The following is a 456-nucleotide window of genomic DNA, read 5'->3' as shown; positions in this document are numbered from 1 at the left end:
CGGGAAACACCGCAAAGCGCTGCAAGAGTCGGGTGCGGTCCGAGTACAGGGCTTTGCGCAGACGGATCTCGGCCACGCCCTCTTCGGCGCTGCCCACGGCCGCTTCATACGCCTCACGCGCCTGGCGAATGCGCTGTGGGTCGGGCGCAAAGCGCTCGCTCATCAAAATGCAGGCCTGGCGGCGCTCGCTGGCATTGGCGGCGGCATACCATTGCGCAAAGTCACGGGCACGGCGCCCGCCTTCGACTTCGCTCACGGTGCTGTCGGCCACGGCCTGCAAGGGTTTGAGCACTTTGCGCACCAGCGTGGCGTCCAGCGCCTCGGGCGTGCGCTCGGCGCGGACGCCGCTGCCAACCACCGCCGGGCTTGATGCGCCCTCCACCACCTTGCCCTTGGGCAACCAGTCCGAGACCTTTTGCCCCCCACCACGATGCCGGATTCATCAGACCCCCAGAA

1 protein-coding gene is annotated in these 456 nt (G+C 67.8%); it reads right to left on the bottom strand.

Features of this window, described 5'->3' with window-relative positions; translation table 11 throughout:
• On the bottom strand, positions 1-400 hold a 400-nt coding region (locus tag M3223_RS23900), incomplete at its 3' end, for a malonyl-CoA decarboxylase N-terminal domain-containing protein (RefSeq protein ID WP_251566282.1).
• Positions 401-456: the final 56 nt, after the last annotated feature.

This window comes from Paenibacillus pasadenensis, from assembly GCF_023715725.1.
Taxonomy (GTDB): domain Bacteria; phylum Bacillota; class Bacilli; order Paenibacillales; family Paenibacillaceae; genus Paenibacillus_O; species Paenibacillus_O pasadenensis_A.
This window is presented reverse-complemented; position numbering and strand designations above follow the sequence as displayed.